The sequence below is a fragment of the Streptomyces sp. NPDC048481 genome (genome assembly GCF_043200075.1).
Lineage (GTDB): Bacteria > Actinomycetota > Actinomycetes > Streptomycetales > Streptomycetaceae > Streptomyces.
Genome location: NZ_JBICXC010000001.1, coordinates 496005 through 520309 on the forward strand (window position 1 = coordinate 496005; position 24305 = coordinate 520309).

Here is a 24305-nt window from a genome sequence, read left to right on the forward strand (position 1 = left end):
GAGCCGCCGCATGCCCAGACCGGCGGTCGCCGCGACAGTGCTCGGGCTCACGCTCGCGCTGTCCGCGTCGTCGGTGCAGGCATTGGCGCTCGACGACGGCGACCGGGGCCGCACCAGCCGCCCCGGCGTCCAGGACGACGGGGATCCCGCCAGGGGATCCGCCGCGAAAGCGAAGTCCCGCCCCTCCGACCCCGCGCGCAAGGCCGCGGTCAAGGGCCTCGACAAGGCCGTGTGGCCCCACCAGGGCGGCGCAGAGGTGAAGCTCGGGGCCACCGCAGAGGCGGGCGGCCTGCCCGTCAAGGTCGGCAGGGCGCGGGCGAAGGCCACGGCGTCACAGGCCGCCGGCAAGGTGCGCGTCGACGTCCTCGACCCCCGGCGCGCCGCGAAACTCGGCGCCGGTGTGCTCCTGGGCGTCGAGCGCGCCGACGGGGCCGACCGCTCCGCGAAGGTCCGCCTCACCGTCGACTACTCCGAGTTCGCCGAGGGCTTCGGCGGCTCCTACGCCTCCCGGCTGCAACTGGTCCAGCTCCCGGCCTGCGCCACGACCGCCACCCCCGGCAGCAAGGCCTGCCCCGAGCTGCCCAGGGCGCTGCCCACGGTGAACGACGTGAAGGCGGGCACCGTCTCCGCCGACGTCACCGCCGCGCCGGCCGCCGCCGAGGGCGTCTCCACGATGGCGGGCACCGCGACCTCCCTGGTCGCCGTCGCCGCGGGCCCCTCCGGCGCCCAGGGCACGTACAAGGCGACGGCCCTCTCGCCGTCGGCGAGCTGGAGCGTCGCCACCTCCTCCGGCGCGTTCAACTGGAACTACCCGCTGAACACGGTTCCGACCCCGGGCGGTCTGTCCCCCACCGTGGGCCTCGGCTACTCCTCCCAGTCGGCGGACGGCCGCACCTCGGCGACGAACAACCAGGGCTCCTGGGTGGGCGAGGGCTTCTCCTACGACCCCGGCTACATCGAGCGCCGTTACAAGCCCTGTTCCGACGACGGTCATTCCGGCTCCGGCGAGCAGTGCTGGGCGTTCGAGAACGCCACGATCATGCTCAACGGCTCCTCCGGCGAGCTGGTCAAGGACGACACCACCGGCAAGTGGCACATGTCGTCCGACGACGGCTCCAAGGTCGAGCGGCTGACGGGCGCCGTCAACGGCGACGACGGCGGCGCCGACGACAAGGGCGAGCACTGGAAGGTCACGACCTCCGACGGCACCGAGTACTTCTTCGGCCTGAACCGGCTGCCCGGCTGGGCCACGGGCAACGAGGAGACCAACTCGGTCTGGACCGCCCCGGTCTTCGGCGACGACTCCGGTGAGCCCTGTTACAACGCCACGTTCACCAGCGCCTACTGCCAGCAGGCGTGGCGCTGGAGCCTGGACCACGTCCGGGACACGCACGGCAACGTGATGTCGTACTTCTACGACCGCGAGACCAACTACTACGCCCTCAACGGCAAGACGGACGTCAACGGCACCGCCTATCACCGCGGCGGCTGGCTCAAGCGCATCGACTACGGCCAGCGCGACGGCAGCGTCTACGCCGCCAAGGCCCCGGCCCGGGTCGTCTTCAACACCGCCGAACGCTGCCTGACGACCTCCGATTTCGACTGCGCCGAGAGCAAGCGCACCAAGGCGAACGCCTCGCACTGGCCGGACGTCCCGGTCGACCAGGAGTGCAAGTCCGCCACCAAGTGCACCTCGCCGGTGCAGACGTTCTTCACGACGAAGCGTCTGACGTCGGTCGTCACGCAGATGCGCAAGGACGCCACGAACTACCAGGACGTGGACGCCTGGCTCCTCACGCACCTGTTCACGGACAACGGCGACGACTCCAAGACCCTGTGGCTGTCGAAGATCGAGCACGAGGGACGCGTCGGCACCGCCGTGAAGCTGCCCTCCGTCGACCTCTTCGGCGAGCAGCTCGCCAACCGCGTCGACGCGGTCGGCGACAACATCGCCCCGTTCTACCGCTTCCGTCTGTCGATGGTCCTCAGCGAGACCGGCGCCCAGCTCGACGTCACCTACGCGCCCACCGAGTGCACCAAGGCCACGCTGCCCCGGCCCGGCGAGTCGAAGAGGCGCTGCTACCCGGTCAAGTGGGCCCCGCCGGGCTATGTCGACCCGATCACGGACTGGTTCCACAAGTACGTGGTCTCGGCCGTCATCGAGACCGACCGCACGGGCGGCAGCGACGGCATGGTCACCCGCTACGACTACCAGGGCGACGCGGCCTGGCGGAAGGCCGAGCCGGACGGCATCACCGACGACAAGTACCTCACCTGGGGCGGCTGGCAGGGCTACGGCAAGGTCAAGGTCACCAGCGGCACCGCCGACCAGCAGAAGACACGGGTCGACTACACGTTCCTCCAGGGCATGAACGGCGACAAGGACGCCGACGGCAACACGCGCTCGGTGTCGGTCAAGGACTCCACGGGAGCGTCGTACGACGACGAAAAGGAGTTCACCGGCCAGGAGCTGGAGGTGGCCACCTACGACGGCCCCAAGCTCGTCGCGAAGACCATCAACGTTCCCTGGAAGTACAACACCGCTACGCAGAAGCGCAGTTGGGGCACCTCCAACGCGGTGATCGTGCGCACCCAGACCGGCCGCGGCTTCAGCCTGAAGTCGGACGGCACCTGGAGCGAGACGAAGTCCACGACGACGTTCGACACGGCGAACGGCACCGGCCGCACACTGACCGTCGACGACCAGGGCGACGTCTCCACCGCCAAGGACGACACCTGCACCCGCACCACCTACGCGGACAACGCGGCGAAGAACATCCTGTCGCTGCCGGCCCGCAGCGAGGTCGTGTCCGTCAAGTGCGCCACGACCCCGGACCGCAAGACGCAGGTCCTGGGCGACGAGCGCACCTCGTACGACGGCGGCGCGTTCGGCGCCGCGCCCACCAAGGGTGACGCCACCAAGACCGAGCGGCTGACGGCGCACGACGGCACCACGGCGACCTACCAGGTCACCGGCGCGACGACCTACGACGTCTACGGCCGTCCGAAGTCCCAGCAGGACGCCAAGCAGTACGGCACGGCGGACCAGACGAAGACCGTCTACGTCGAGACCAACGGCCTGCTGACCAGGACGACCGTCACCAACGCCCTCGGGCACAACACCGTCACCGACTACGCCCCCGCCTGGGGCATGTCGGCGGGACAGACCGACCCCAACGGCAAGCGGACGGACCTCGCCTACGACGCGCTGGGCCGGCTGACCTCGGTGTGGCTGGCGGACCGGGCCTCCACTCAGACGCCGAGCATCAAGTACTCGTACAACGTCCGCAAGGACAAGGTCACCGCGATCAAGACGGAGAAGATCGAGAACGACGGCTCGTACGGCGCCGAGTACCAGCTGTACGACAGCATGCTGCGTTCCCGTCAGATCCAGACCGAGGGCCCCGACGGCACCCGCATGGTCGCCGACACCTGGTACGACGGCACCGGCAACATCAAGAAGACCAACTCCACGTACAACGCCGACGGCGCCGCCTCGGACGAACTGCTGCTGGTGAGCAACAGCCAGGTCGGCGCGCAGAGCCTGCTGGAGTACGACGGCCTGGGCCGCGCCACCGCCCAGATCTCCGCGGTCTCGGGCGCCGAGCAGTGGCGCACGACGACCTCGTACGACGGCGAGCTCACGAACGTCGACCCGCCGGTCGGCGGCGTGCCCACGACGACGATCACCGACAACCAGGGCAACCTCTCCGAGATCCGCCACTACCGCGGAGCCTCGCCGGGCGCCGGCGTCCCGTACGACTCGACCAAGTACACCTACAACACGGCCGGCCTGCTGGAGACGGTCACCGACGCCAAGAGCAACGTGTGGCGCTACGAGTACGACCAGCTCGGCCGCAAGACCAAGTCCGTCGACCCCGACGCGGGCACCTCCCGCACGGAGTACGACGAACTCGACCGGCCGGTCGTCACCTATGACGGCCGCAACAAGAAGTCGACCACGGTCTACGACAAGCTCGGCCGCGTCAGCACCACCTGGCAGGGCGACGCCGACACCGGCACCAAGCTGACGGAGACCAAGTACGACAAGGCGGGCTGGCTGGGCCAGGCCTACGGCACGCTGAGCTACACCTCGCCGACGGAGTACTTCGCCACGGCCGTCCAGTCGATGGACGAGTTCTACCGGCCGCTGAAGACGGCCTACCAGGTGCCCGCCTCCCAGGGATCCCTGGCCGGCACGTACGTGTACACCCAGACGTACAACCGGGACGGCACGCTCCAGACCACCGGTCTGCCCGCCATCGGCGACCTGCCGGCGGAGGTGCTGACCTACACGTACGACGCGTTGCAGCGTCCCAAGACGATGAAGGGCACCAGCGATTCCTACGTCACCGACACCGTCTACAACAGGAACAGCCAGCTGCAGCAGCTGGAGCTGTTCACAGGCGGCAGCGGCAAGAAGGTCTGGCAGACCTACGGCTACGAGACCGGCACCGACCGGCTGACCCGGTCGCTGGTCGACGTCTACGGCGCGACCGCCCCGGCGAAGGACTCCACCTACTCCTACGACCAGGCCGGCAACGTCCTGTCCATCGCGGACGCCGCGAACTCCGCCACGCCGGACGTGCAGTGCTTCGCCTACGACAGCCGGCAACGGCTCCAGGACGCCTGGACGCCCTCGGCCACCGCGGCGACCGCGGCCGGCTCCGGCAGCCGCGGCTCCACGACGCCGGTCAACGGCACGGGTCCCACGGCGTGCGACTCCGCCGCCGGTTCCACCTCGCTCGGCGGCCCCGCCCCGTACTGGAAGTCGTACGAGACCGACGCCATCGGCAACCGCGTCTCCGAGGTCAACCACGACACCGGTCTGAACGCGGCGAACAACATCACCCGCAGCTATGAGTACGGCGGCGCCGGCGCCCTCGGCGACGGCCCGCACCAGGTCACCAAGGTCACCGAGACCCTCCCGACCGGGACGAGGCAGTCGTCGTACGAGTACGACGACGCGGGCAACACCACCAAGCGCACCATCGGCGGCAACGCCCAGGCCCTCGCCTGGGACGACTCCGGGGCGCTGAGCAAGGTCACCGAGGCGAGCGGCGCGGAGACCGGCTACCTGTACGACGCGGCCGGCAGCCGGGTGCAGCGCAAGGACCCCTCGGGGACCACGGTCTACCTGCCCGGAACCGAACTGAAGCTGTCGGCCGACGGCACCAAGAAGGAGGCCACGCGCTACTACGAGTACGCCGGGCAGACCGTCGCGGTCCGCACCGCGGCGAAGGTCTCGTTCGTCGCCTCCGACCACCACGGCACCGGTGAGCTGGCGATCGACTCCGTGACCGGTGCGATCTCGCAGCGCCGCTTCGACCCGTTCGGCGTCGACCGCGGCGAGAAGACCGGTGTCTGGCCGGGGGAGAAGGGGTACGTCGGCGGCACCATCGACGCCTCTACCGGCCTGACCCACCTCGGAGCGCGGGAGTACGACTCGGCGATCGGCAAGTTCATCTCGGTGGACCCGGTCATCGACTACACCCAGCCGCAGCAGATCAACGGCTACGCCTACGCCAACAACTCCCCGGTCACGCACGCCGACCCCAGCGGCATGATCATCCCGGAGTGCCGTGAGGGCTTGATCGAGTGCCGCGGCGGAATGCCGGTCACCAATGCCGACCCGGAAGTCTCCAAGGCGCAGTCCGACGTCAGCAAGGCGTCCAGTGACGTCGCGGTGGCGCAGCAGCAGCAGGCGTCCGCCCGGCAGCGCATCAAGTCCGCGGGCAAGGCCCTGATCAAGATCGCCCGGGACATCCTGGGCGTGGACGCGGCCCTGGACTGCATCTCCAGCGGCGACGTCGGCGCCTGCGGCGAGACCCTGCTCAACATCGCCGGAAGCTTCGCGGGCGGCCTGGCGGGCAAGATCCTCGCCAAGTACGGGGCGCCCTGGAAGTGGGCCAAGGGCATCAAGCTCGCCAAGCGGGTCACCGGCCTGGTCAAGGACATGATCGGCGGGGTCAAGGGCCTGTGGAACGCCAACAAGGCGGTGGGCCGGGCCAAGTTGGGCCTGTCCAAGGCGGCGGAGAAACTCGCCGAGGTCAGAAAGAAGGCCGCGGCGGCCCTCAAGAAGAAGCAGGCCAGTTCCTGCCCGGTCCCGACGCACAGCTTCCTGCCGGGCACACGGGTCCTTCTGGCCAACGGCAAGGGCAAGCCGATAGAGAAGGTGGCTCTCGGCGACAAGGTCGTCGTGACCGACCCGCGAACCGGCGGCACGAAGGTGCGCGAGGTCGTCGGCACGATCGTCACCAAGGACGACAAGCACTTCGTCGACCTGAAGGTCAAGGGAAAGTCCGGTAAGGCCGAAGCTCTCGTCTCGACGACGACCCACCCGTTCTGGGTGGATTCCGAGCAGGCGTGGGTCGAGGCCGGTGCTCTCAGACCCGGTATGCGCCTTCACACGTCGGTCGGGGACACGGTCGTCCTCACAGGCGTCCGTTCCTTCGACAGGCGCCAGGTCACGCACGACCTCACCGTCAGCGACGTTCACACGTATTACGTGTTCGCCGGGACAGTGCCGGTGCTTGTGCACAACACCACCCCTTGCGACCCCCTGCAGGTCCACGCCGACAATGTGCGCAACGACCAGGGTGCGAAGTTCGCCTCCGAGTACACCTCGCCCTCGGGCGAGAAGTACTACGGGAAGAACAGACACGGCCAGGACATCACCGGACCGCTCAAGCAGGCGGTGGACGACGCCGGCCACCACGGCGGATGCTCCGAAGTGGAATGCCTCGTCAACGCTCAGCGGGCGGAGGGACCGGAGGCCATCCGGGGTGGTTCAATGCGGACGGTGAAAACGCGGAACAATCAGATGCCAACGTCGAACACCGCGGAGCATGGCAAGGTGGCCGAGCCCTGTGCTCGCTGCAAGCGACTGCTGGACGACCAGGAGATCGATTACTGATGTCCGCCATCGATTTCGCGTCGTTGCACCCCGACGCCCTGACGGCGCTTCGCCAAGCAGGATGGTCCCCCGACAGGAAGGTTTCCACCGCTCAGTGGTTGGAGCCCCTCCAGAGCGAGGGGTTTCGGGCCCACCCGCTCGCCGGGGAGATCCTCGCTTCTTTGGGAGGCCTCACGGTCGAGCCGGGCAACCGGGTCGGACCGAACTTCACCAATGAGGATCCCCTCACGTTCGACCCACTGGAGGCCGGAGCGGGCCAGCGCGGTACAGCGGAGGAGGTGGAGGGCATTCTGGGCGGGTCGTACTTTCCCATCGGCGAATGGCTCAGCTACTCCAGCGTCTTCGTCGAGGCCGGCGGCAGGGTGATCGCCACGGGAATGGGCTGGATCTGGGAGCTCGGCGCCACGGTCGAGGCGGCTCTGGAACTGGCGATCTGCGCCAACCGCCCGCTGATCTGCCTCTACTCGGATCCAGGGCTTGACCCCTGGCCCGCGATGCCGACGGGGTGAGGATCGCCGCGGGGCCCGGTTTGACCCCTCAAGCCGGGCCCCGTAGCCTTGACCATCGGCGTGTCGAGTGGCGCGCCACATCTCCGTAAACCCTCTTCCTCCCGGGTACCGGTACCTAGGTGGCCGGGAGAGGCCGTCCGTGTTCGTTCCCGGGTGGCTGGACTGCGGGGATGCCGTCCCAGAGCGAGAGAGTGAGATCCGCGTGTACGCCATCGTGCGCAGCGGTGGTCGCCAGCACAAGGTTGCTGTCGGCGACATCGTTGAGGTTGACAAGATTTCCACTGCCAAGGTTGGCGACACGGTCGAGCTCTCGACCCTGCTCGTTGTCGACGGCGACGCTGTGACCAGCGACCCGTGGGTGCTGGCCGGCATCAAGGTCCAGGCCGAGGTCGTGGACCACCACAAGGGCGTCAAGATCGACATCCTTCGCTACAAGAACAAGACCGGTTACCGCCGTCGTCAGGGCCACCGCCAGCAGTACACGGCGATCAAGGTCACTGAGATCCCCGCGGCTGCGAAGTAAGGGACTGAGGAGACATGGCACACAAGAAGGGCGCATCGTCCACCCGGAACGGTCGCGACTCCAATGCCCAGCGGCTCGGCGTGAAGCGCTTCGGCGGTCAGGTCGTCAACGCGGGTGAGATCCTGGTCCGCCAGCGCGGCACGCACTTCCACCCCGGCGCGGGCGTCGGCCGTGGCGGCGACGACACGCTGTTCGCGCTGAACGCCGGTGCGGTGGAGTTCGGCACGCACCGTGGCCGCAAGGTCGTGAACATCGTTCCGGTCGCCTGATCGGAAGCTTTCGCGAGGCGGACCTCACTTCCCGTGCGGGAAGGCGGGTCCGCCTTTCGCGTGTTACGCAGTAGACAGATACGTACGTTCCGTTTTGTAGCCAGTGCTGGAGGCACCCAGATGACCACCTTCGTGGACCGCGTCGAACTGCATGTCGCCGCGGGTAACGGAGGCCACGGCTGTGCCTCCGTCCACCGTGAGAAGTTCAAGCCGCTCGGTGGCCCCGACGGGGGCAACGGCGGCCGTGGCGGCGATGTGATCCTGGTCGTGGACCAGTCGGTCACCACGCTCCTCGACTACCACCACAAGCCCCACCGCAGCGCCACCAACGGCAAGCCCGGCGAGGGCGGCAACAGGTCCGGCAAGGACGGCCAGGACCTGATCCTGCCCGTCCCGGACGGCACCGTCGTCCAGGACAAGGACGGCAACGTGCTGGCCGACCTGGTCGGTCACGGCACCTCGTACATCGCCGCCCAGGGCGGCCGCGGCGGCCTCGGCAACGCGGCGCTGGCCTCGGCCCGCCGTAAGGCGCCCGGCTTCGCGCTGCTCGGCGAGCCCGGCGGCCTCCAGGACATCGTGCTGGAGCTGAAGACGGTCGCGGACGTGGCCCTCGTCGGCTACCCGAGCGCCGGCAAGTCCTCGCTGATCTCCGTCCTGTCCGCCGCCAAGCCGAAGATCGCGGACTATCCGTTCACCACCCTCGTCCCGAACCTGGGCGTGGTCACGGCCGGCTCCACGGTCTACACCATCGCCGACGTGCCGGGCCTGATCCCGGGCGCCAGCCAGGGCAAGGGGCTGGGCCTGGAGTTCCTGCGCCACGTCGAGCGGTGCAGCGTCCTGGTGCACGTGCTGGACACCGCGACCCTGGAGTCCGAGCGCGACCCGCTCTCCGACCTCGACATCATCGAGGAGGAGCTCAAGCAGTACGGCGGCCTCGGCAACCGGCCGCGGCTCGTGGTGCTCAACAAGATCGACGTGCCGGACGGCAAGGACCTCGCAGAGATGGTCCGCCCGGACCTGGAGGCGCGCGGGTACCGCGTCTTCGAGGTGTCCGCGGTCGCCCACATGGGCCTGAAGGAACTGTCGTTCGCGATCGCCGAGATGGTGGCCGCGACACGCGCGGCCAAGCCGAAGGAGGAGGCGACCCGGGTCGTCATCCGTCCGAAGGCGGTCGACGACACCGGCTTCACCGTCTCGCTGGAGGAGGACGGCCTGTTCCGCGTCCGGGGCGAGAAGCCCGAACGCTGGGTGCGCCAGACCGACTTCAACAACGACGAGGCCGTGGGCTACCTCGCCGACCGGCTCAACCGGCTCGGCGTGGAGGACGCGCTGATGAAGGCGGGCGCCCGCGGCGGCGACGGCGTCGCCATCGGCCCCGAGGACAACGCGGTCGTCTTCGACTGGGAGCCGTCGGTCACGGCCGGCGCCGAGATGCTCGGCCGCCGGGGCGAGGACCACCGCTTCGAGGCGCCGCGTCCGGCGACCCAGCGCCGCCGGGACAAGCAGGCCGAACGCGACGAGGCGGCCCAGGAGTTCGAGGGCTTCGAGCCCTTCTGATCCCCGCTCCCCGCTCCGCGTCTTCACCGTCGAGGCAGGCACCCGGCCCCGGGCGCCTGCCTCGACGCTTTCCCGCCCGACCACCGCGCCGGCCCGCCGCCACGGGAGGGGGACGAGGGCGTTTTCCGGCGATCCGCGTGCCCCGAACGCCCGGCGTTATCACGGACGGCGCCGGCACAGGAATTCCCAGGAATTCCGACAGGGAATTCACTGATATCGGCCTCCGGCGGAACCCGTCCAATTCCGGGGTGGTCCGCCGGGGAGTGGCGTGGAGTGTCATGCATATGAAGGACAGGTGCAGCACCGTCGGCCGGGACGTGAAGATCCCAAACCGTCTTCGGAACCGTCTGCCGGAGCCCGCCACGCCGAGGGCCGACGACGAGGCCCGCTGCGGCGCACCGTCGCCGCCGCCGCGGGCGGTCGCGGTGGCAGGGGCACCCCTCGGGGACCGTTAGAGTCACACCCGTCACCCCCGGCATCGGCAATGCGTTACTTCTGTGGAGTAACTCACAGGATTTCCCAGGGGCATCCGCGGGAAGCCGCGCCGATGCCTCGACAATCGTCAGCGTCGCAAGGTGAATGCCGGGTTGCGGGCACATTTGCAGCGAACGGCGCTCACCTTGCATCGCGGTAACCGCAAGTGGGACCATTTCCCCGTCCCTGTCGCCCCAAGGTAGGTCCCCTGTGTCCCAGCACATAGCCAAGCCCCGTACCACCGCAGTGATCCTGGCCGGTGGCACCGGCCAGCGCGTGGGTCTGTCGATCCCCAAGCAGCTGCTGAAGATCGCCGGCAAGGCAGTCATCGAGCACACGCTGACCACCTTCGAGAAGGCGGCCTCGGTCGACGACATCATCGTGCTGATGGCGCCCGGCTATGTCCCCGACGTCGAGAAGATCGTCGCCAAGGCCGGGTTCACGAAGGTCCGGGCGATCATCGAGGGCGGTTCCACGCGGAACGAGACCACCGAGCGCGCCATCGCCGCCCTGGGCGAGGGACTGGCCGAGGGCGAGGACCTCAACGTCCTCTTCCACGACGCCGTGCGCCCCCTGCTCTCGCAGCGCGTCATCGACGACTGCGTCACCGCCCTGGAGCGCTACCAGGCCGTCGACGTGGCCATTCCGTCCGCGGACACCATCATCGTCACGCGCACGCACGGCGAGGACGGCGAGTTCATCACCGAGATCCCGGACCGCTCCCGGCTGCGCCGCGGCCAGACTCCGCAGGCGTTCAAGCTGTCCACCATCCGGCGGGCCTACGAGGTGGCCGCGGGCGACCCCAACTTCCAGGCCACCGACGACTGCACGGTCGTCCTGCGCTACCTGCCGGACGTGCCGATCCACGTCGTCGCGGGCGACGAGTACAACATGAAGGTGACTCAGCCCGTCGACGTCTTCATCGCCGACAAGCTCTTCCAGCTCGCCTCCTCCGCCACCCCCGAGCAGAAGGGCGAGGAGGTCTACCGCGAGCTGCTCACCGGCAGGACCGTGGTCGTCTTCGGCGGCTCGTACGGCATCGGCAAGGACATCGCCGAACTCGCCGAGTCCTACGGCGCCCGGGTCTACGCCCTCGGCCGCTCCACCACCGGTACGCACGTGGAGAACCCGGAGGAGGTCGACGACGCCCTGTCCAAGGCCTACAGCGAGACCGGCCGCGTCGACTACGTCGTCAACACCGCCGGAGTGCTGCGCATCGGCAAGCTGGCGGAGACCGACAACGCGACCATCGAGGAAGCGCTGAAGGTCAACTACCTGGCGCCGGTTCAGATCGCACGTTCGGCTTACAAGTACCTGGCGGAGACCAAGGGCCAATTGCTGCTCTACACCTCCAGCAGCTACACCCGCGGCCGGGCCGAGTACAGCCTGTACTCCTCGACCAAGGCGGCCATGGTGAATCTCACCCAGGCCCTGTCCGACGAGTGGGCCGGTGACGGCATCCGGGTGAACTGCGTCAACCCCGAACGCACCGCGACCCCGATGCGTACGAAGGCCTTCGGGCAGGAGCCCGCGGGCAGCCTGCTGTCCTCCGAAGCCGTCGCCCGCACCTCCCTCGACGTGCTGCTTTCCGAGCTCACCGGGCATGTCGTCGACGTCCGCCAGCAGGACCCGACGGCCGCCGCCGGCAAGGCCTCCGACTTCGAGCAGGCTCTTGCCGGGGTGCTCGACCGACAGGACGGCGTGGCATAATCGAGGCCAAATAGCCATCGATTTTTCAGGCCTCTGTGGTTCCCGATTTACGGAGAATTCACAGAGGCCTGAATCCGTAAAACTCCCGAAACCTTCAAAAAGGATTTTCCGGACTTTCAGGCACCTATGACCGGCCCCCTCCCAGAGCAGGTTTCTCCGTGATATCCACCGCTATTCGCGTAGCCCGGGTGGGCAGCGCGGCCGAACTGGCCGCAGCGGTCCTCATGATGCTGGGCTACCCCGGCCTCATGGCGACCGCGCTCGTCCCGAGCGCTCCCGCCTTCGCCGTCGCGGCCGCCGTGACCTACCTGGCGGACCTCTATCTCCACCGCAGGCGCAGCCGTCTCATCGGACTGCTGTCCAAGGTGCGAGCCGGTGTGTCCACCCGGTTCCTGGTGCGCGAGCTGCTGCTGATCCTGCTGCTGGCGAGACTCGACCTCTCACAGGAACCGGTCTTCTACGCCGCGATCGCGTGCTTCACGGTGTTCTTCGGCCTTCAGGCCCCGCACGGCGCGCTGGTCACCCTGATCGGCAAGCGCCGCCAGATGCCGGTCGCGACGAGGAACGTCGACCTGGCCTCCCGGCTGCGCATCCCGGACGCCCCGCCGCGCCTGCTGCTCAACCGCGCCACGGTCAAGATGCTCCACCTCGACCTCGCGGCCGTCGTGGGCCTGCTGATCGTCGCGATGGCCGACTCGGTGCGCCCCGGCTTCGCCGGCATCGCCGTCACCCTCGGCCTCGGCGGGCTGTACGTCCTCGCGCTGGTGCCGTACCTGCGGGCCAGGCGGCTCCCGCCCAAGGCCCCCAAGGTGCTGGCCGCCGTCAGCGCCTGGCTGCGCGAGTACCGGCCCGAGACGGTCCTGTACTTCTCCGGCTCCGACGACTCCGCCTACCAGGTCAACATGTGGCTGGAGACCATGGAGCAGATGGAGGCGCGGCCGCTGGTGATCCTGCGCGAGCGCGCCATCCTGGAGAACATGGCGCCCACGTCGGTCCCGGTCGTCTGCGTGCCCGGCGGGGTGCACCTGATGAACCTGGACCTGTCCATGGTGCGGGTCGCGCTGTACTGCGCGAACGTCGGCAAGAACATCCACCTGCTGCGCGTGCCGACCATGAAGCACGTCTTCATCGGCCACGGCGACAGCGACAAGGCCGCCAGCGTCAACCCGTTCAGCAAGGTCTACGACGAGGTGTGGGTCGCCGGCCGCGCGGGCCGCGACCGCTACGCCATCGCCGACGTCGGCATCCGCGACGAGGACGTCGTCGAGGTCGGCCGCCCGCAGCTGGCGTCCATCAGGCCGGGCGCCGGCGTGCCCGCCGACCGGATCCCGACCGTGCTGTACGCGCCCACCTGGGAGGGCTGGGACGACAACCCGGGCAACACCTCGCTGCTGCTGGCCGGCGAGAACATCGTGCGGAAACTGGTCGCGGCCGACCCTCCGGTCCGCGTCCTGTACAAGCCGCACCCCTTCACCGGCACCCGCAACGCCAAGGCCGGCGCCGCCCACCGCCGGATCGTCGCCCTGATCAAGAAGGCCGCCGCCCAGCGCGCGAGCGACCCCCGCTTCACCGCGGACCCGGCCTCCCAGTCCCGGGCCAAGGCCGAGCTGAACCGCCTCAAGGCCCGCCTGGACGCCCTCTCGCTCGCCTTCGACGAGCGGGCCGACGAGGCGGTGACCAGCCGCGACGGCATCGTCGACGTCCGCAGGCACCAGGAGGCGGCCCGGCTGCGCGCCGAGTGGAACGAGACCTACTGGCGCTCCTTCCCCTCCTACGAGCACCGGGTGATCACCGGCGACTCGCCGCGTCTGTACGACTGCTTCAACGCGTCCGAGGCGATGGTCTCCGACATCTCCAGCGTGGTCTCCGACTTCATCGCGAGCGGCAAGCCGTACGCGGTCACGGACTCCGCCGAGCTGGGCGCGGAGGAGTTCAGGCGGCAGAACACCGCCGTGCGCGCCGCCGTGATCCTCGGCAACGACGCCGCCGGGCTCGACCGGCTCCTGGACGCCGTCCGCGACCCCGCCGGCGACCCGCTGGCGAAGGACCGCAAGGAGCTGAAGGAGTACCTGCTCGGGCCCGACGAGCCCACCTCGCGCGAACGGTTCGACACCGCCGTCACCGATCTCGCGCTGAAGGCCGAGGCCCGCAACGTCGGTCAGGCGTCCCTCCAGGTCGCGCCGGACGACATGCCGGACGGTGAGACGGACGCCGACAAGGACGCCGAGGCCGCACGGACCAAGGACGTCACCACCGCCTGACAGCGCACCGCCCCGCAGCGCATCGCCTCGGGCCCCGGAGAGAACTCTCCGGGGCCCCGACCTTTGATGCATCCTGTGATGTGGAACACGTGTCGCAAGCCAGGCAACCCGTCCCGCCCACCCGTCGTCTTCCGGGTGTCCAAAGCGTTTCCGTGCCGGGAAACCGTTGCGTGATGAGAGGGAACAGTGACCGTTGCGCAGCCTGACGTCACGGTGGTCATCGGGGCGTACGAAGCGATGCCCTATCTGGTGGACTGCCTGGCATCGGTCGAAGCCCAGACCCTGGACCCGGCGCGCATAGAGGTCATAGCCGTCGACGACGGGTCGCAGGACGGCACCGGGGACTGCCTCGAGGAGTTCGCCGCCCGCGTCCCGATGGCCGTCACCGTGATCCGCCAGGACAACTCCGGCGGCCCCAGCGGCCCGCGCAACGTCGGCCTGTCCAAGGCCACCGGGCGCTACGTCTTCTTCCTCGACGCCGACGACCGCCTGGGCGCCGAGGCTCTGGAGCGCATGGTCGCCATGGCCGACCGCAACGGCACGGACGTGGTCCTCGGCCGGGTCGAGGGCATCAACCGCAAGCCGCCCCGGTCGATGTGGGGCGAGACCCTCGACCGCACCGACGTCTACTCGTCCAACATCAAGTTCACGCTCAGCGCGCAGAAGCTGTTCCGCCGGGAGTTCCTGGAGCGGCACGGCATGCGCTTCGACGAGTCGCTGTGGACCGGCGAGGACGCCCTGTTCACCATGGAGGCCTATCTGCGGGCCGACGGCGTCTCCGTGGTCGCCGACTACACCTGCTACTACCTGGTGGGCCGCACCGACGGCAAGCACGTGACGAAGAGCGGCAGCTACACCCTGCGCTTCGACTCCGCGCGCGCCCTGATGGGCCTGCTGGAACGGCTCGTCCCGCCCGGCCCCAAGCGTGACGTGCTCATGGTGCGCCCGTTCCTAGTCACCGTGCTGCCGCAGTTCGGGCCCGTCTTCCTCAGAAACGACGAGGAGACCCGGCGCACCAAGCTGGAGCTGGCCAGGCCGCTGATGGACGCCTACTGGAACGAGGGGGTCGCCCAGCGCCTCCTGGTCCACGAACGGCTGCGCCTGGAGCTGGTGGCCCGCGGGCGCGCCGACCTCCTCGTGGACGTCCTGGAGTTCATCCGTGCCAAGAGCACCCCGGAGCCCGTCCTGAAGAAGCGCGGCACCCAGCTCTACCTGGCCTATCCGCACTACGGCTCCGCGGAGGCCGGCGTCCCCGACCGGATCTATCTGGCCGAGCCCCGCGAGGCCAAGGCCTACCCCGGATGGCGCAAGAACGGCACCGAGACCTTCGTGCGCGGCTTCGTCCGCAAGGTCCGCCGCAGGGTGCGCCGTATGCGCCGCCCGGCGCGTCCGGGCGGCACGGCGGCCGTCTGAGGCGCCGCCCGGTGGACGGCCCGCTCCTCGGGCCGTCCACCGGGCGTCCGGCCCGGCGTCCTACTTGGCGGGCTTCAGGGCGCGGCGCAGCGGACCGCCCACGACCCGTCGGGCGCGCCGGTAGATCGAGGGGGCGGGAATGCCCGCGACTCCCTTCGCGCCGGACCGGCTCCTGGCCAGGTCGCGCTTCAACTGGGCGTTGTGGGAGTCCAGTTCGGCGATGCGCTGCTGAAGCCAGCCGAACCGGCTGGTCAGCGAGGCCAGGTCGGCGTCGTTCCAGGGGCGCACGCCCGGCGGGAAGGACAGCGAACGCAGCCGCTTGTCGAAGGCGGCCCCGCCGTCACCATGGGTGAAGGTGTTCCGCAGCCCGTTCCGGTCGAGGAACGCCGTGAACCGGTCGAAGCGGCCCTTGTGGTTGCCGGTGAGGGCGCTGAAGTCGGACTCCTCGTACAGTGCCGCCGGGTCGAGGTCCTCGGGCGCCTCGCTGAGCAGGCGGTGCGGTATCTCGAAGTAGCGGCACAGCTCCAGCGTGCGGGAGTCGAAGGCGAGGACGGTGGCGGGCGTCCCGGCCAGGAGCGCCGCGATGTTGCCGTGGATGCGCGAGCCGAACGAGAAGTCGAACTCCCGCAGGTCGTCGATCCAGGTCGACGGGTCCACGTAGACCCGGACCTTGTCCTCGCGGTACATCGGGTGGTCCGGATGCGTCGGCATCTGCGTCATCCGGCCGGCCGGCGAGTCCACGTCCCGCCAGTGCAGCTGCCGCGCGTCGGTGAGGTTCTGGCCTATGTAGCGCAGGTTCGGATACCGCGCGTGGGCGTGGCCGATGATCCGGTGCAGGCCGCCGCCGCGCACCGCGGTGTGCGAGCCGTTGACGGCGATCCTCGACTGCTCCGTCAGCGCCGGCGTCTTCTTCTCCACGGGGAGGCGGTCGCCGTACAGGAACATCGACGGGCACCCGATGACCTCGACGTCGCGAAAGCCCATTTCGTTGAGGTACTTCTCGGTGAACTCGCCGCGCACGCCGATGGAGGCGCTGTGGTCCAGCACGGCCGCGCAGAACGCCCGCACGCTGGGCTCCATCGCCTTCAGCCGCTCCGGGATCGGCCCCAGGGGGGCCTGCGCGCCGACCCCGAGCACCACGACCGGGATCCGCAGCTTCCCGATCAGCCTGGTCAGCCGCTGAAGCGACGGCTCGAAGGTCGGCCGGAAGGCGTTGGCGAGGGGCACGACGAACGCGTCGTACTCCTCGTTGATCCGGGCCGCCGCGCTCACGTCCGTCCGCATGCCGTTCGAGACGACCTCGGTGTCCGGCGCCTGGAGGATCTTGTGGGCGGCGTCGCTGAAGATCAGGTTGCCCGCGTTGGTGGCGATCACGTCGCGGTGGAGGGCTTCCTCCACCGGAACGACGTCGAAGGGGCTCTTCCCCGATCGGAGGAGTATGCGCGTCACAAGCCGAACTGTAGGTCACGCAAACTTCAAAATAAATTTGTCTTCTCTTCAAATCACATGGGGAACCGGCACCTTCTCTTTGCCGTACGCAAAGCGTGAGCGAACCGTTACCCGGGCGGCCCCGTCCGGGCAGTGAAACCGCCGCGCGACCCGCGCCCCCGTTCGCGTAGATTGCCGGAAAGGCAGCCGTGGACAGGCATGGACAGCCATGTACAGCCATGGCGCCGCGGACGTCCGTGGCCTATCGCGAGGAGCGCAGAACAAGGTGGCAGGGGCAAGGCAGGCTGTGAGCGAGGCCCACAGGATCGTCGTCAAGGTCGGCTCCTCGTCGCTGACCACCGCCGCCGGCGGCCTGGACGCCGACCGGGTCGACGCGCTCGTCGACGTCCTCGCCAAGAGCCGCAGCGGAGGGGAGAAGGAGGTCGTCCTCGTCTCGTCCGGCGCCATCGCCGCCGGACTCGCGCCGCTGGGCCTGCGCCGCCGCCCCAAGGACCTCGCCCGCCAGCAGGCCGCCGCCAGCGTCGGCCAGGGACTGCTCGTGGCCCGCTACACCGCCTCCTTCGCCCGCTACGGCGTCCGCGTCGGACAGGTGCTGCTGACCAGCGACGACATGAGCCGGCGCGCCCACCACCGCAACGCCTCCCGCACTCTCGACGAACTGCTCGCGATGGGCGCGTTCCCGGTCGTCAACGAGAACGACACCGTCGCCACCGACGAGATCCGCTTCGGCGACAACGACCGGCTCGCCGCCCTCGTCGCCCACCTCGTACACGCCGACCTGCTGGTCCTGCTGTCCGACGTCGACGGCGTCTACGACGGTGACCCCAGCAGGCCGGGCACCTCGCGGATCGCCGAGGTACGGACACCGCAGGACCTCGCCCACGTGGAGATCGGCAGTGCCGGCAAGGCGGGCGTCGGGACCGGCGGCATGGTCACCAAGGTCGAGGCCGCCCGGATCGCGGCCGCCGCCGGCATCCCCGTGGTCCTCACCAGCGCCGTCCACGCCGCCGAGGCCTTCGCCGGCGGGGACACCGGCACCTTCTTCCACGCCACCGGCAAACGCTCGGCCGACCGGCTGCTGTGGCTCCAGCACGCCTCCACCCCCCAGGGATCGCTGACCCTGGACGACGGCGCGGTGCGCGCGGTCGTCGAACGGCGCACCTCGCTGCTGCCGGCCGGGATCGCCTCCGTCGAGGGCGAGTTCAGCGCGGGCGACCCCGTCGAGCTGCGCGACGTCCGGGGGCGCGCGGTCGCCCGCGGGCTCGTCAACTTCGACGCCAAGGAGATCCCTCAGCTGATCGGGCGGTCGACCAGGGAACTGGCGCGGGAACTGGGCGCCGAGTACGAGCGCGAGGTCGTCCACCGGGACGACCTGGTGATCCTCCACCCGTAAACCCGCTCGAACGGAACGTACCGGTGGGGGACGTTCCGTGAAACCGCCCCACGGAGCCGTGCGGCCTGCTCAACTTTGTTCTCAGGGGCGGACCACGGGTCCGTCACGGGGACAGGCCGCGCGAGTCCGGTGGGCGCACGCGGCACACGACCGCACGAGCGCTGCGTGAAGGAGGCCGTCGTGAGACGAGTGCGCCCTGGGGTGGCAGCGACCCGTGGGAGTACCGGCGGGGCCGGCGGGACGGCGTCGCGCACGGCGGGCGCGCCGGCGCGTGCGCCCGGCGAGGAGCGAGCCCTGACCAGCGTGGCCGCCGGCGAGACGTACCGGGCCCGGGAGAGCGCCGAGCCGAAGGGCGGGCAGCCCGTGGACGTCCCCCGGCTGTGGCACGTGACCCTCAGCGTCTCGGGTGAGCGGGCCCCGCTGAAGGAGGTCCGGCGCGCTCTCGAACAGCTCGCTCACGACCACCCCTTCCTCCTGACCAGCAGATACGCGGGCGACCACGCCGAGATCCGGTACTGGGAGGAGGCCCGCGACCTGCACGACGCGGCCGCCGTCGCCCTGCGCCTGTGGGGCGAGCACCGCCAGACCGCCGGACTGCCCCCGTGGGAGATCGTCGGCCTGGAGGTCATCGACCGCCAGACCTACCACCAGCGCATCGCCGAGGGCTACGGCCCGGCCCCGGCAACCCCGGTAGGGGTCCACCCGTACTGAACCCGTTCTGGCCCCCTACCGAACCCCCACCGAAACCCTGCTGACCGCGTGCCCGGTCGAGCGGTCCTCCGCCGCCTGGCGTTCATGGCCTGGGACTCGTGTCCTGGGGGCTCGGGACCCGGAGCCCCTGATGCGTGGACGCAGCCCGGAGCCCGGGGTAGGGAGCCCCTGGCGCAGGGCCGATGCCCCATGGGCCTGCGGCCACGCCAGTGATCCATCTCGTCGGTTGCCGTCTCCGGGGCCTCCGGCGGATGGCGTCGCTCCGACGTCTGTGCGCGTGCCCGTCCCCGTCGGGGGCGCCCCGGACGTGCCTCAGGGGCGCAAGGTGGTGCTCACGGCTTAAGGGGCCAAGGCCGCCGGCCGGGGGCCAGGTGGCCAGCGGGCCGGGAGGGCCCCGGGGGCGGGGGCCTCGGGTGCCGCGGGACGTCTCGAGCGGCTCCCGGATATCTCGGGGTCCCGGACGTCTCGGCCCCCGCGAGGTCTCGGGATGTCTCGGGGTGTGGAACGAGCCGGGAAGCGGCCGGTGCGGCGCACTACCCTTCCCTTATGACCACGCTCTCGCCGTACGACTCCATGTCCCCGGTCACCCGCGCCGCCTACCGCGCCAAGGCGGCCGCCGCCGACCTCGCGCCGCTGCCGCGTGCCGTGAAGGACGACGCGCTGCTCGCCATCGCGGACGCGCTGGAGGTCCGCACGAGCGAAATCGTCGAGGCCAACGCCAAGGACATCGCCAAGGCCCGGGAGGCCGGCACCAGCGAGGCCATCGTCGACCGGCTGACCCTCACCCCGGAGCGGGTGCGGGCCATCGCCTCGGACGTCCGTGACGTCGTCGCCCTGCCCGACCCCGTCGGCGAGGTCGTCCGGGGCTCCACCCTCCCCAACGGCATCGACCTGCGCCAGGTCCGGGTCCCGCTCGGCGTCGTCGGCATCATCTACGAGGCCCGCCCGAACGTCACCGTGGACGCCGCCGCCCTCTGCCTGAAGTCGGGCAACGCGGTGCTGCTGCGCGGCTCGTCCTCCGCCTACGAGTCGAACACCGCCCTGGTCAGGGTGCTCCGTGACGCCGTCGGCGGGGCCGGGCTGCCCGCCGACGCCGTCCAGCTGGTGCCCGGCGAGGGCCGCGAGAGCGTCGGCGAGCTGATGCGCGCCCGCGGACTGGTCGACGTCCTCATCCCGCGCGGCGGCGCGTCGCTGATCCGGACCGTGGTCACGGAGTCCACCGTCCCGGTCATCGAGACCGGCACCGGCAACTGCCACGTCTACGTCGACGCCCACGCCGACCTCGACATGGCGATCGACATCCTGATCAACTCCAAGGCGCACCGGGTCAGCGTCTGCAACGCCGCCGAGACCCTCCTGGTGCACCAGGACATCGCCCCCGCGTTCCTGCCGCGTGCCCTCGACGCCCTCGCCGAGGCGGGTGTGACCGTCCACGCCGACGAGCGTGTCCTGGCGTACGCCGAGGACTCCAAGGCGACGGTCGTGGAAGCCACCCCCGAGGACTGGGAGACCGAGTACCTCTCCTACGACATCGCCGCCGCCGTCGTCGATTCGCTGGACCGGGCCGTCGAGCACATCCGGCTGTGGACCTCCGGTCACACCGAGGCCATCGTCACCACCTCGCAGCAGGCGGCCCGCCGATTCACCCAGTTGGTGGATTCCACCACCGTTGCCGTGAACGCCTCCACGCGCTTCACCGACGGCGGTCAGTTCGGCTTCGGCGCGGAGATCGGCATCTCCACCCAGAAGCTGCACGCCCGGGGCCCGATGGGCCTGCCGGAGCTGACCAGCACCAAGTACATCGTCACCGGCGACGGGCACGTACGGCGCTGACCGGGCCCGCCGCGCCCGCCTCGCGGAGACCGCAGGACCCGGTCCCCGAAGGTCGTGACAGGCGTCTCATCCGGCGGACGAATTTCCCTACCGCCTGCCCAAATTGACCCCCCAGGTCTACTCTGGAACCGTGCCGGAGGACGTGGGGGGTATGCCGTTCCCTGACGGCTGGGAGCCCGACGACGATCACGACCGCGGGGTGTCGGACGAAGAGTTCGCCTCCGTGGTCTTCGACGAGGCCTTCGTACAGGCGGCCGTGGTGCACGAGCCGACCGCCGTCGAACGTCTCCTGGCCGCCGCCGAGGCGAGAGCGAGGGCCTCCGAGGCCGAGGCCCGCAGAGCCCGCGCGCGAGGCGACCGCTACGACGACCCCTACGGGACCGGCGGTTTCGGCCATGATCCCGACCTCGACGACCCGGACGACGCCGACCTCCCCGAAGCCTGGGAGCGCGGCTACGGCATGCCCGGCGCATACGGCAAGCAGATCCGCTGGCACCGCGCGGTGGCCTGGATGCTCGCCGTCGTGATGGGCATCGGCATGGTCGCGCTGGCCTTCGCCGCGGTCTACCGGGGCGGCTCCTCGGACAGCCGGGACCAGGTGCCGGGGCCCGCCACGACCGGCCTCGAACAGGGGAGTGTGCCGCCCCCCTCCGCATCCGCCGACTCTTTCCGGCCACCCGTCTCCGCGGCCCCCCGCACCCCCTGAACACCTGTGCGACGCAGGGCTGTGCGAAGGCGCTGCGCAGAGCGGTGACGGCAGAGCGGTAATGCTGGTGAGTACCTGTCAGAAGTTGCGGTATGGCGGGGCGTTTACCCGAGCTCCACGCGACCTACTCTGAAAGTATGGCCGGGCCTGGAGACCCACCGGAGGGGACACCCGACGGCACTTCCGGAAACGCAGAGGACGAGTATCGATCCGTCGTCTTCGACGAATCGTTCGTCCGCGCTGCCCGTATCCAGGAGTACTCGGCAGAGGAACGCCTGAGCGACCACGCCCCCGCCGTCCGCCGCCGCCCCCCCCTGCGCCGGGGACTGTCGCGGCAGGCGCTGATCCTCGTCCTGCTGATCGCCGTCGCCTTCGGCACGGCCGTCTACATGGGCCTGCGCAGTCCTTACCAGAACCAGGCGCTGCGCCGGTCCGTCGAGCCCTTGCGGATGACGGTCATCCCCCTCTCGCCGCAGGGCGTCGTGCCCGGGGCGGCCACCCCGGAGGCGCTGTTCGCCCACAGCCCCGCCGCACAGTTCCGCATCGGCGCCGAAGGCATCCCGCTGCCCGCCTCCCGGCGGACCGCGCACTTCTCCGACAGCCAGGTTGTCACCGCCCTGACCACGGCCAAGGACTACCTCGTGCACTCCTCCCTCTACCCGGAGGTGCTCACCGGGCAGCAGGTCCGGCCCGTGCGCGCCCTGGTGGACGCCGACCAGCTCGACCAGTTCGACGAGAGCTTCAGCCGCCCGACCGCCGACGGACGGCACGCGCCGACCGGCTGGCTGGTCCGCTTCGACCCCGCCCGGGTGCAGCTGGCCGACACCCGGATCCGCGTCCAGGGGACCCTGAGCGCCGCCGAGACCGACTCCGCCACCCTCGAAGTGACCGCCGACCACACCTTCGTGTATGCCCTGCGCCCCACTGGCGCGCAGACGGGCGCCGAGGCCTCCCTCTTCACCGTCCGACGCGAGCTGCACTTCCGCTTCGACCGCGTCGACCTGCGCACCCACCAGCTCCAGCTGAGCGTGTCCTACGTCCAGGCCGGCCCGCTCTCCTGCGCCGAGGACTCCACGAACCACCTGCGGCCCCTGCTCGCCGGCCAGACTGCGAAGGCGGGCGGCCCGGCCGGTACGGACCCCTACGCGACCGACGACGCGACAGCCCTGTGCGGCGCCCTGGCGACGAGCGCCCAGCCCAAGGTGTGACCTGCCCGGGGTCGGTGCCAAGGTGTGGCCATCCCGGGGGCGGTCCGGTGCCGGGCGGGGGGCGGCGGTCGGCCCGCGCGGCCGGGCGACCGCCCGGCACCGCCGGCCCGCGCCCGCCCTCAGGTGGCGTCGCGCGGAGGCGTCTGCGAAGGACCGTCGGTGCCGTCCGACCCGCCCGTGCCGTCCTCGCCGTCGGTGCCACCGCCCTTCGAGCCGTTGCGCGGCGAGGCGTCGTCCGACGGAGCCGGGCCGGTGAAACCGCCGAAACCGCGCCGCACCCTGCCGCCCAGGTCCCCCGCCCCGCCGGCTATGTCGCTGACCAGCTTCATCAGCGGATCCTTGGAACTCTTCACGCTGGTCGCGTAGTGGGCGGCCGACTCCCGGAACGAGTCCGTCACCGAGGTGTTCTTGTCCTCGCCGCGCCGCGGGTAGTGGCCGTCCATGATCCGCTGGTGGTCGCGGGACTCCGCCCACTTCTTCAGCTCGGCGGCGCGCACCGTCGAGAAGGGGTGGGTGCGGGGCAGCACGTTGAGGATCTTCAGCACCGAATCGCGCAGGTCACCGGCGGACTCGTACTCCTCCGCCTGCTGGAGAAACGCGTCCACGTTCATCTCGTGCAGGTGGTTGCCGCCGGCGATCTTCATGAGGCCGCGCATCGACGCCTTCAGGTCCTGGCCGACGAGGAGACCCGCGCGGTCGGCGGACAGCTCCGACTTGCGGAACCACTCGCGCAGCGCCGTCACGATCGCCATGATCGCGAGGTTGCCCAGCGGGATCCAGGCGACCCGGATGGCCAGGTTCGTCAGGAACAGCAGGATCGTGCGGTACACGGCGTGCCCGGACAGGGCGTGGCCCACCTCGTGCCCGACGACCGCGCGCATCTCCTCCTCGTCCAGCAGCTCGACGAGACCGGTGGTGACGACGATGATCGGCTCGTCCAGGCCGATGCACATCGCGTTGGGCTGCGGATCCTGGTTGACGTACATGGGCGGGACCTTCTCCAGGTCCAGGATGTAGCAGGCGTCCCGCAGCATGTCGTTGAGATGCGTGAACTGCTGGTCGGACACCCGCACCGAGTCCGACAGGAACAGCAGTCTCAGACTGCGCTCCGGCAGCAGCCCGCTGAGCGCCTTGAACACCGTGTCGAAGCCGCTGAGCTTGCGCAGCGCCACCAGCGCGGAGCGGTCCGCGGGGTGCTCGTACGCGCGCGAGGAGATCCCGGGGAAGCGCCTGCGCCGCCTGCTCGGCGCCTTCTCGTGACCGGCGCCGTGCTGCTCGTGGCCTTCGTCCGACATGTCTTCCCCCAGTGCGTCTGTATGGCCTTACCTGACCCTTTGCGGACCCTTGTGCGGCCCTTTGCGCCCCCCGAGCGG

The 24305-nt window shown here is 70.1% G+C and carries 15 protein-coding genes; 13 read left to right on the top strand and 2 right to left on the bottom strand.

Translation table 11 applies throughout. From position 1 onward, the window contains the following. Positions 1-10 precede the first annotated feature (10 nt). The 8 genes from ACGFSH_RS02055 to ACGFSH_RS02090 all read left to right on the top strand — a co-directional run bounded on the left by ACGFSH_RS02055 (position 11) and on the right by ACGFSH_RS02090 (position 15632). Positions 11-6916: a polymorphic toxin-type HINT domain-containing protein gene (locus tag ACGFSH_RS02055; protein WP_393344019.1), complete on the top strand. Its 6906-nt coding sequence runs from the start codon at positions 11-13 to the stop codon at positions 6914-6916. Further along, positions 6916-7425, top strand: a complete 510-nt coding sequence (locus tag ACGFSH_RS02060; protein ID WP_393344021.1) for an SUKH-3 domain-containing protein — start codon at positions 6916-6918, stop codon at positions 7423-7425. Before ACGFSH_RS02055 ends, ACGFSH_RS02060 begins: the two co-directional genes overlap by 1 nt. A 202-nt stretch (positions 7426-7627) precedes the next feature. Further along, the gene (gene rplU / locus ACGFSH_RS02065) at positions 7628-7948 is read left to right on the top strand and encodes a 50S ribosomal protein L21 (protein WP_007381993.1); all 321 of its coding nucleotides are present in this window, start codon (positions 7628-7630) and stop codon (positions 7946-7948) included. A gap of 14 nt (positions 7949-7962) precedes the next feature. Beyond that, positions 7963-8217 carry a 50S ribosomal protein L27 gene (rpmA, locus tag ACGFSH_RS02070; RefSeq protein ID WP_007381992.1) on the top strand — a complete coding sequence of 85 codons (255 nt, stop codon included), beginning with the start codon at positions 7963-7965 and terminating at the stop codon, positions 8215-8217. A 120-nt stretch (positions 8218-8337) separates the two neighbouring features. After that, positions 8338-9774: a GTPase ObgE gene (gene obgE / locus ACGFSH_RS02075; RefSeq protein ID WP_393344023.1), complete on the top strand. Its 1437-nt coding sequence runs from the start codon at positions 8338-8340 to the stop codon at positions 9772-9774. 684 nt (positions 9775-10458) lie between these two features. After that, a complete protein-coding gene (locus tag ACGFSH_RS02080) occupies positions 10459-11958 on the top strand; it encodes an SDR family NAD(P)-dependent oxidoreductase (protein ID WP_393344025.1) in 1500 nt (499 codons plus the stop codon). Between the two features lie 158 nt (positions 11959-12116). Next, positions 12117-14219 (top strand): hypothetical protein, encoded by a 2103-nt coding sequence (locus ACGFSH_RS02085; RefSeq protein ID WP_393344027.1) that lies wholly within the window; start codon positions 12117-12119, stop codon positions 14217-14219. Between the two features lie 186 nt (positions 14220-14405). Further along, positions 14406-15632: a glycosyltransferase family 2 protein gene (locus ACGFSH_RS02090; protein WP_393344029.1), complete on the top strand. Its 1227-nt coding sequence runs from the start codon at positions 14406-14408 to the stop codon at positions 15630-15632. A 60-nt stretch (positions 15633-15692) separates the two neighbouring features. Here ACGFSH_RS02090 and ACGFSH_RS02095 read toward each other — a convergent pair whose 3' ends face one another. Further along, the gene (locus ACGFSH_RS02095; protein WP_393344031.1) at positions 15693-17081 is read right to left on the bottom strand and encodes a polysaccharide pyruvyl transferase family protein; all 1389 of its coding nucleotides are present in this window, start codon (positions 17079-17081) and stop codon (positions 15693-15695) included. A 286-nt stretch (positions 17082-17367) separates the two neighbouring features. Between ACGFSH_RS02095 and proB the strand changes: the two genes are divergently transcribed. From proB to ACGFSH_RS02120, 5 genes are all read left to right on the top strand, one after another. Next, a complete protein-coding gene (proB, locus tag ACGFSH_RS02100; protein ID WP_393344033.1) occupies positions 17368-18474 on the top strand; it encodes a glutamate 5-kinase in 1107 nt (368 codons plus the stop codon). 180 nt (positions 18475-18654) lie between these two features. Continuing rightward, positions 18655-19185: a hypothetical protein gene (locus ACGFSH_RS02105; RefSeq protein ID WP_393344035.1), complete on the top strand. Its 531-nt coding sequence runs from the start codon at positions 18655-18657 to the stop codon at positions 19183-19185. Positions 19186-19731: 546 nt separating this feature from the next. Further along, positions 19732-21018 (top strand): glutamate-5-semialdehyde dehydrogenase, encoded by a 1287-nt coding sequence (locus ACGFSH_RS02110; protein WP_393344037.1) that lies wholly within the window; start codon positions 19732-19734, stop codon positions 21016-21018. A gap of 130 nt (positions 21019-21148) precedes the next feature. Beyond that, positions 21149-21724: a hypothetical protein gene (locus ACGFSH_RS02115; RefSeq protein ID WP_393344039.1), complete on the top strand. Its 576-nt coding sequence runs from the start codon at positions 21149-21151 to the stop codon at positions 21722-21724. Positions 21725-21861: 137 nt separating this feature from the next. Then, positions 21862-22932: a hypothetical protein gene (locus tag ACGFSH_RS02120; protein WP_393344041.1), complete on the top strand. Its 1071-nt coding sequence runs from the start codon at positions 21862-21864 to the stop codon at positions 22930-22932. A 119-nt stretch (positions 22933-23051) separates the two neighbouring features. Here ACGFSH_RS02120 and ACGFSH_RS02125 read toward each other — a convergent pair whose 3' ends face one another. Continuing rightward, entirely contained in the window at positions 23052-24227 is a 1176-nt protein-coding gene (locus ACGFSH_RS02125; protein ID WP_393344043.1) for a M48 family metallopeptidase, read from the bottom strand. Positions 24228-24305: the final 78 nt, after the last annotated feature.

What these genes read in the sequence shown, in the direction of transcription:
- ACGFSH_RS02055 (WP_393344019.1), top strand. Translation starts at nt 11, where the DNA reads ATGCCCAGACCGGCGGTCGCCGCGACAGTGCTCGGGCTCACGCTCGCG.
- ACGFSH_RS02060 (WP_393344021.1), top strand. Translation starts at nt 6,916, where the DNA reads ATGTCCGCCATCGATTTCGCGTCGTTGCACCCCGACGCCCTGACGGCG.
- rpmA (WP_007381992.1), top strand. Translation starts at nt 7,963, where the DNA reads ATGGCACACAAGAAGGGCGCATCGTCCACCCGGAACGGTCGCGACTCC.
- obgE (WP_393344023.1), top strand. Translation starts at nt 8,338, where the DNA reads ATGACCACCTTCGTGGACCGCGTCGAACTGCATGTCGCCGCGGGTAAC.
- ACGFSH_RS02110 (WP_393344037.1), top strand. Translation starts at nt 19,732, where the DNA reads ATGACCACGCTCTCGCCGTACGACTCCATGTCCCCGGTCACCCGCGCC.
- ACGFSH_RS02120 (WP_393344041.1), top strand. Translation starts at nt 21,862, where the DNA reads ATGGCCGGGCCTGGAGACCCACCGGAGGGGACACCCGACGGCACTTCC.
- ACGFSH_RS02125 (WP_393344043.1), bottom strand. Translation starts at nt 24,227, where the DNA reads ATGTCGGACGAAGGCCACGAGCAGCACGGCGCCGGTCACGAGAAGGCG.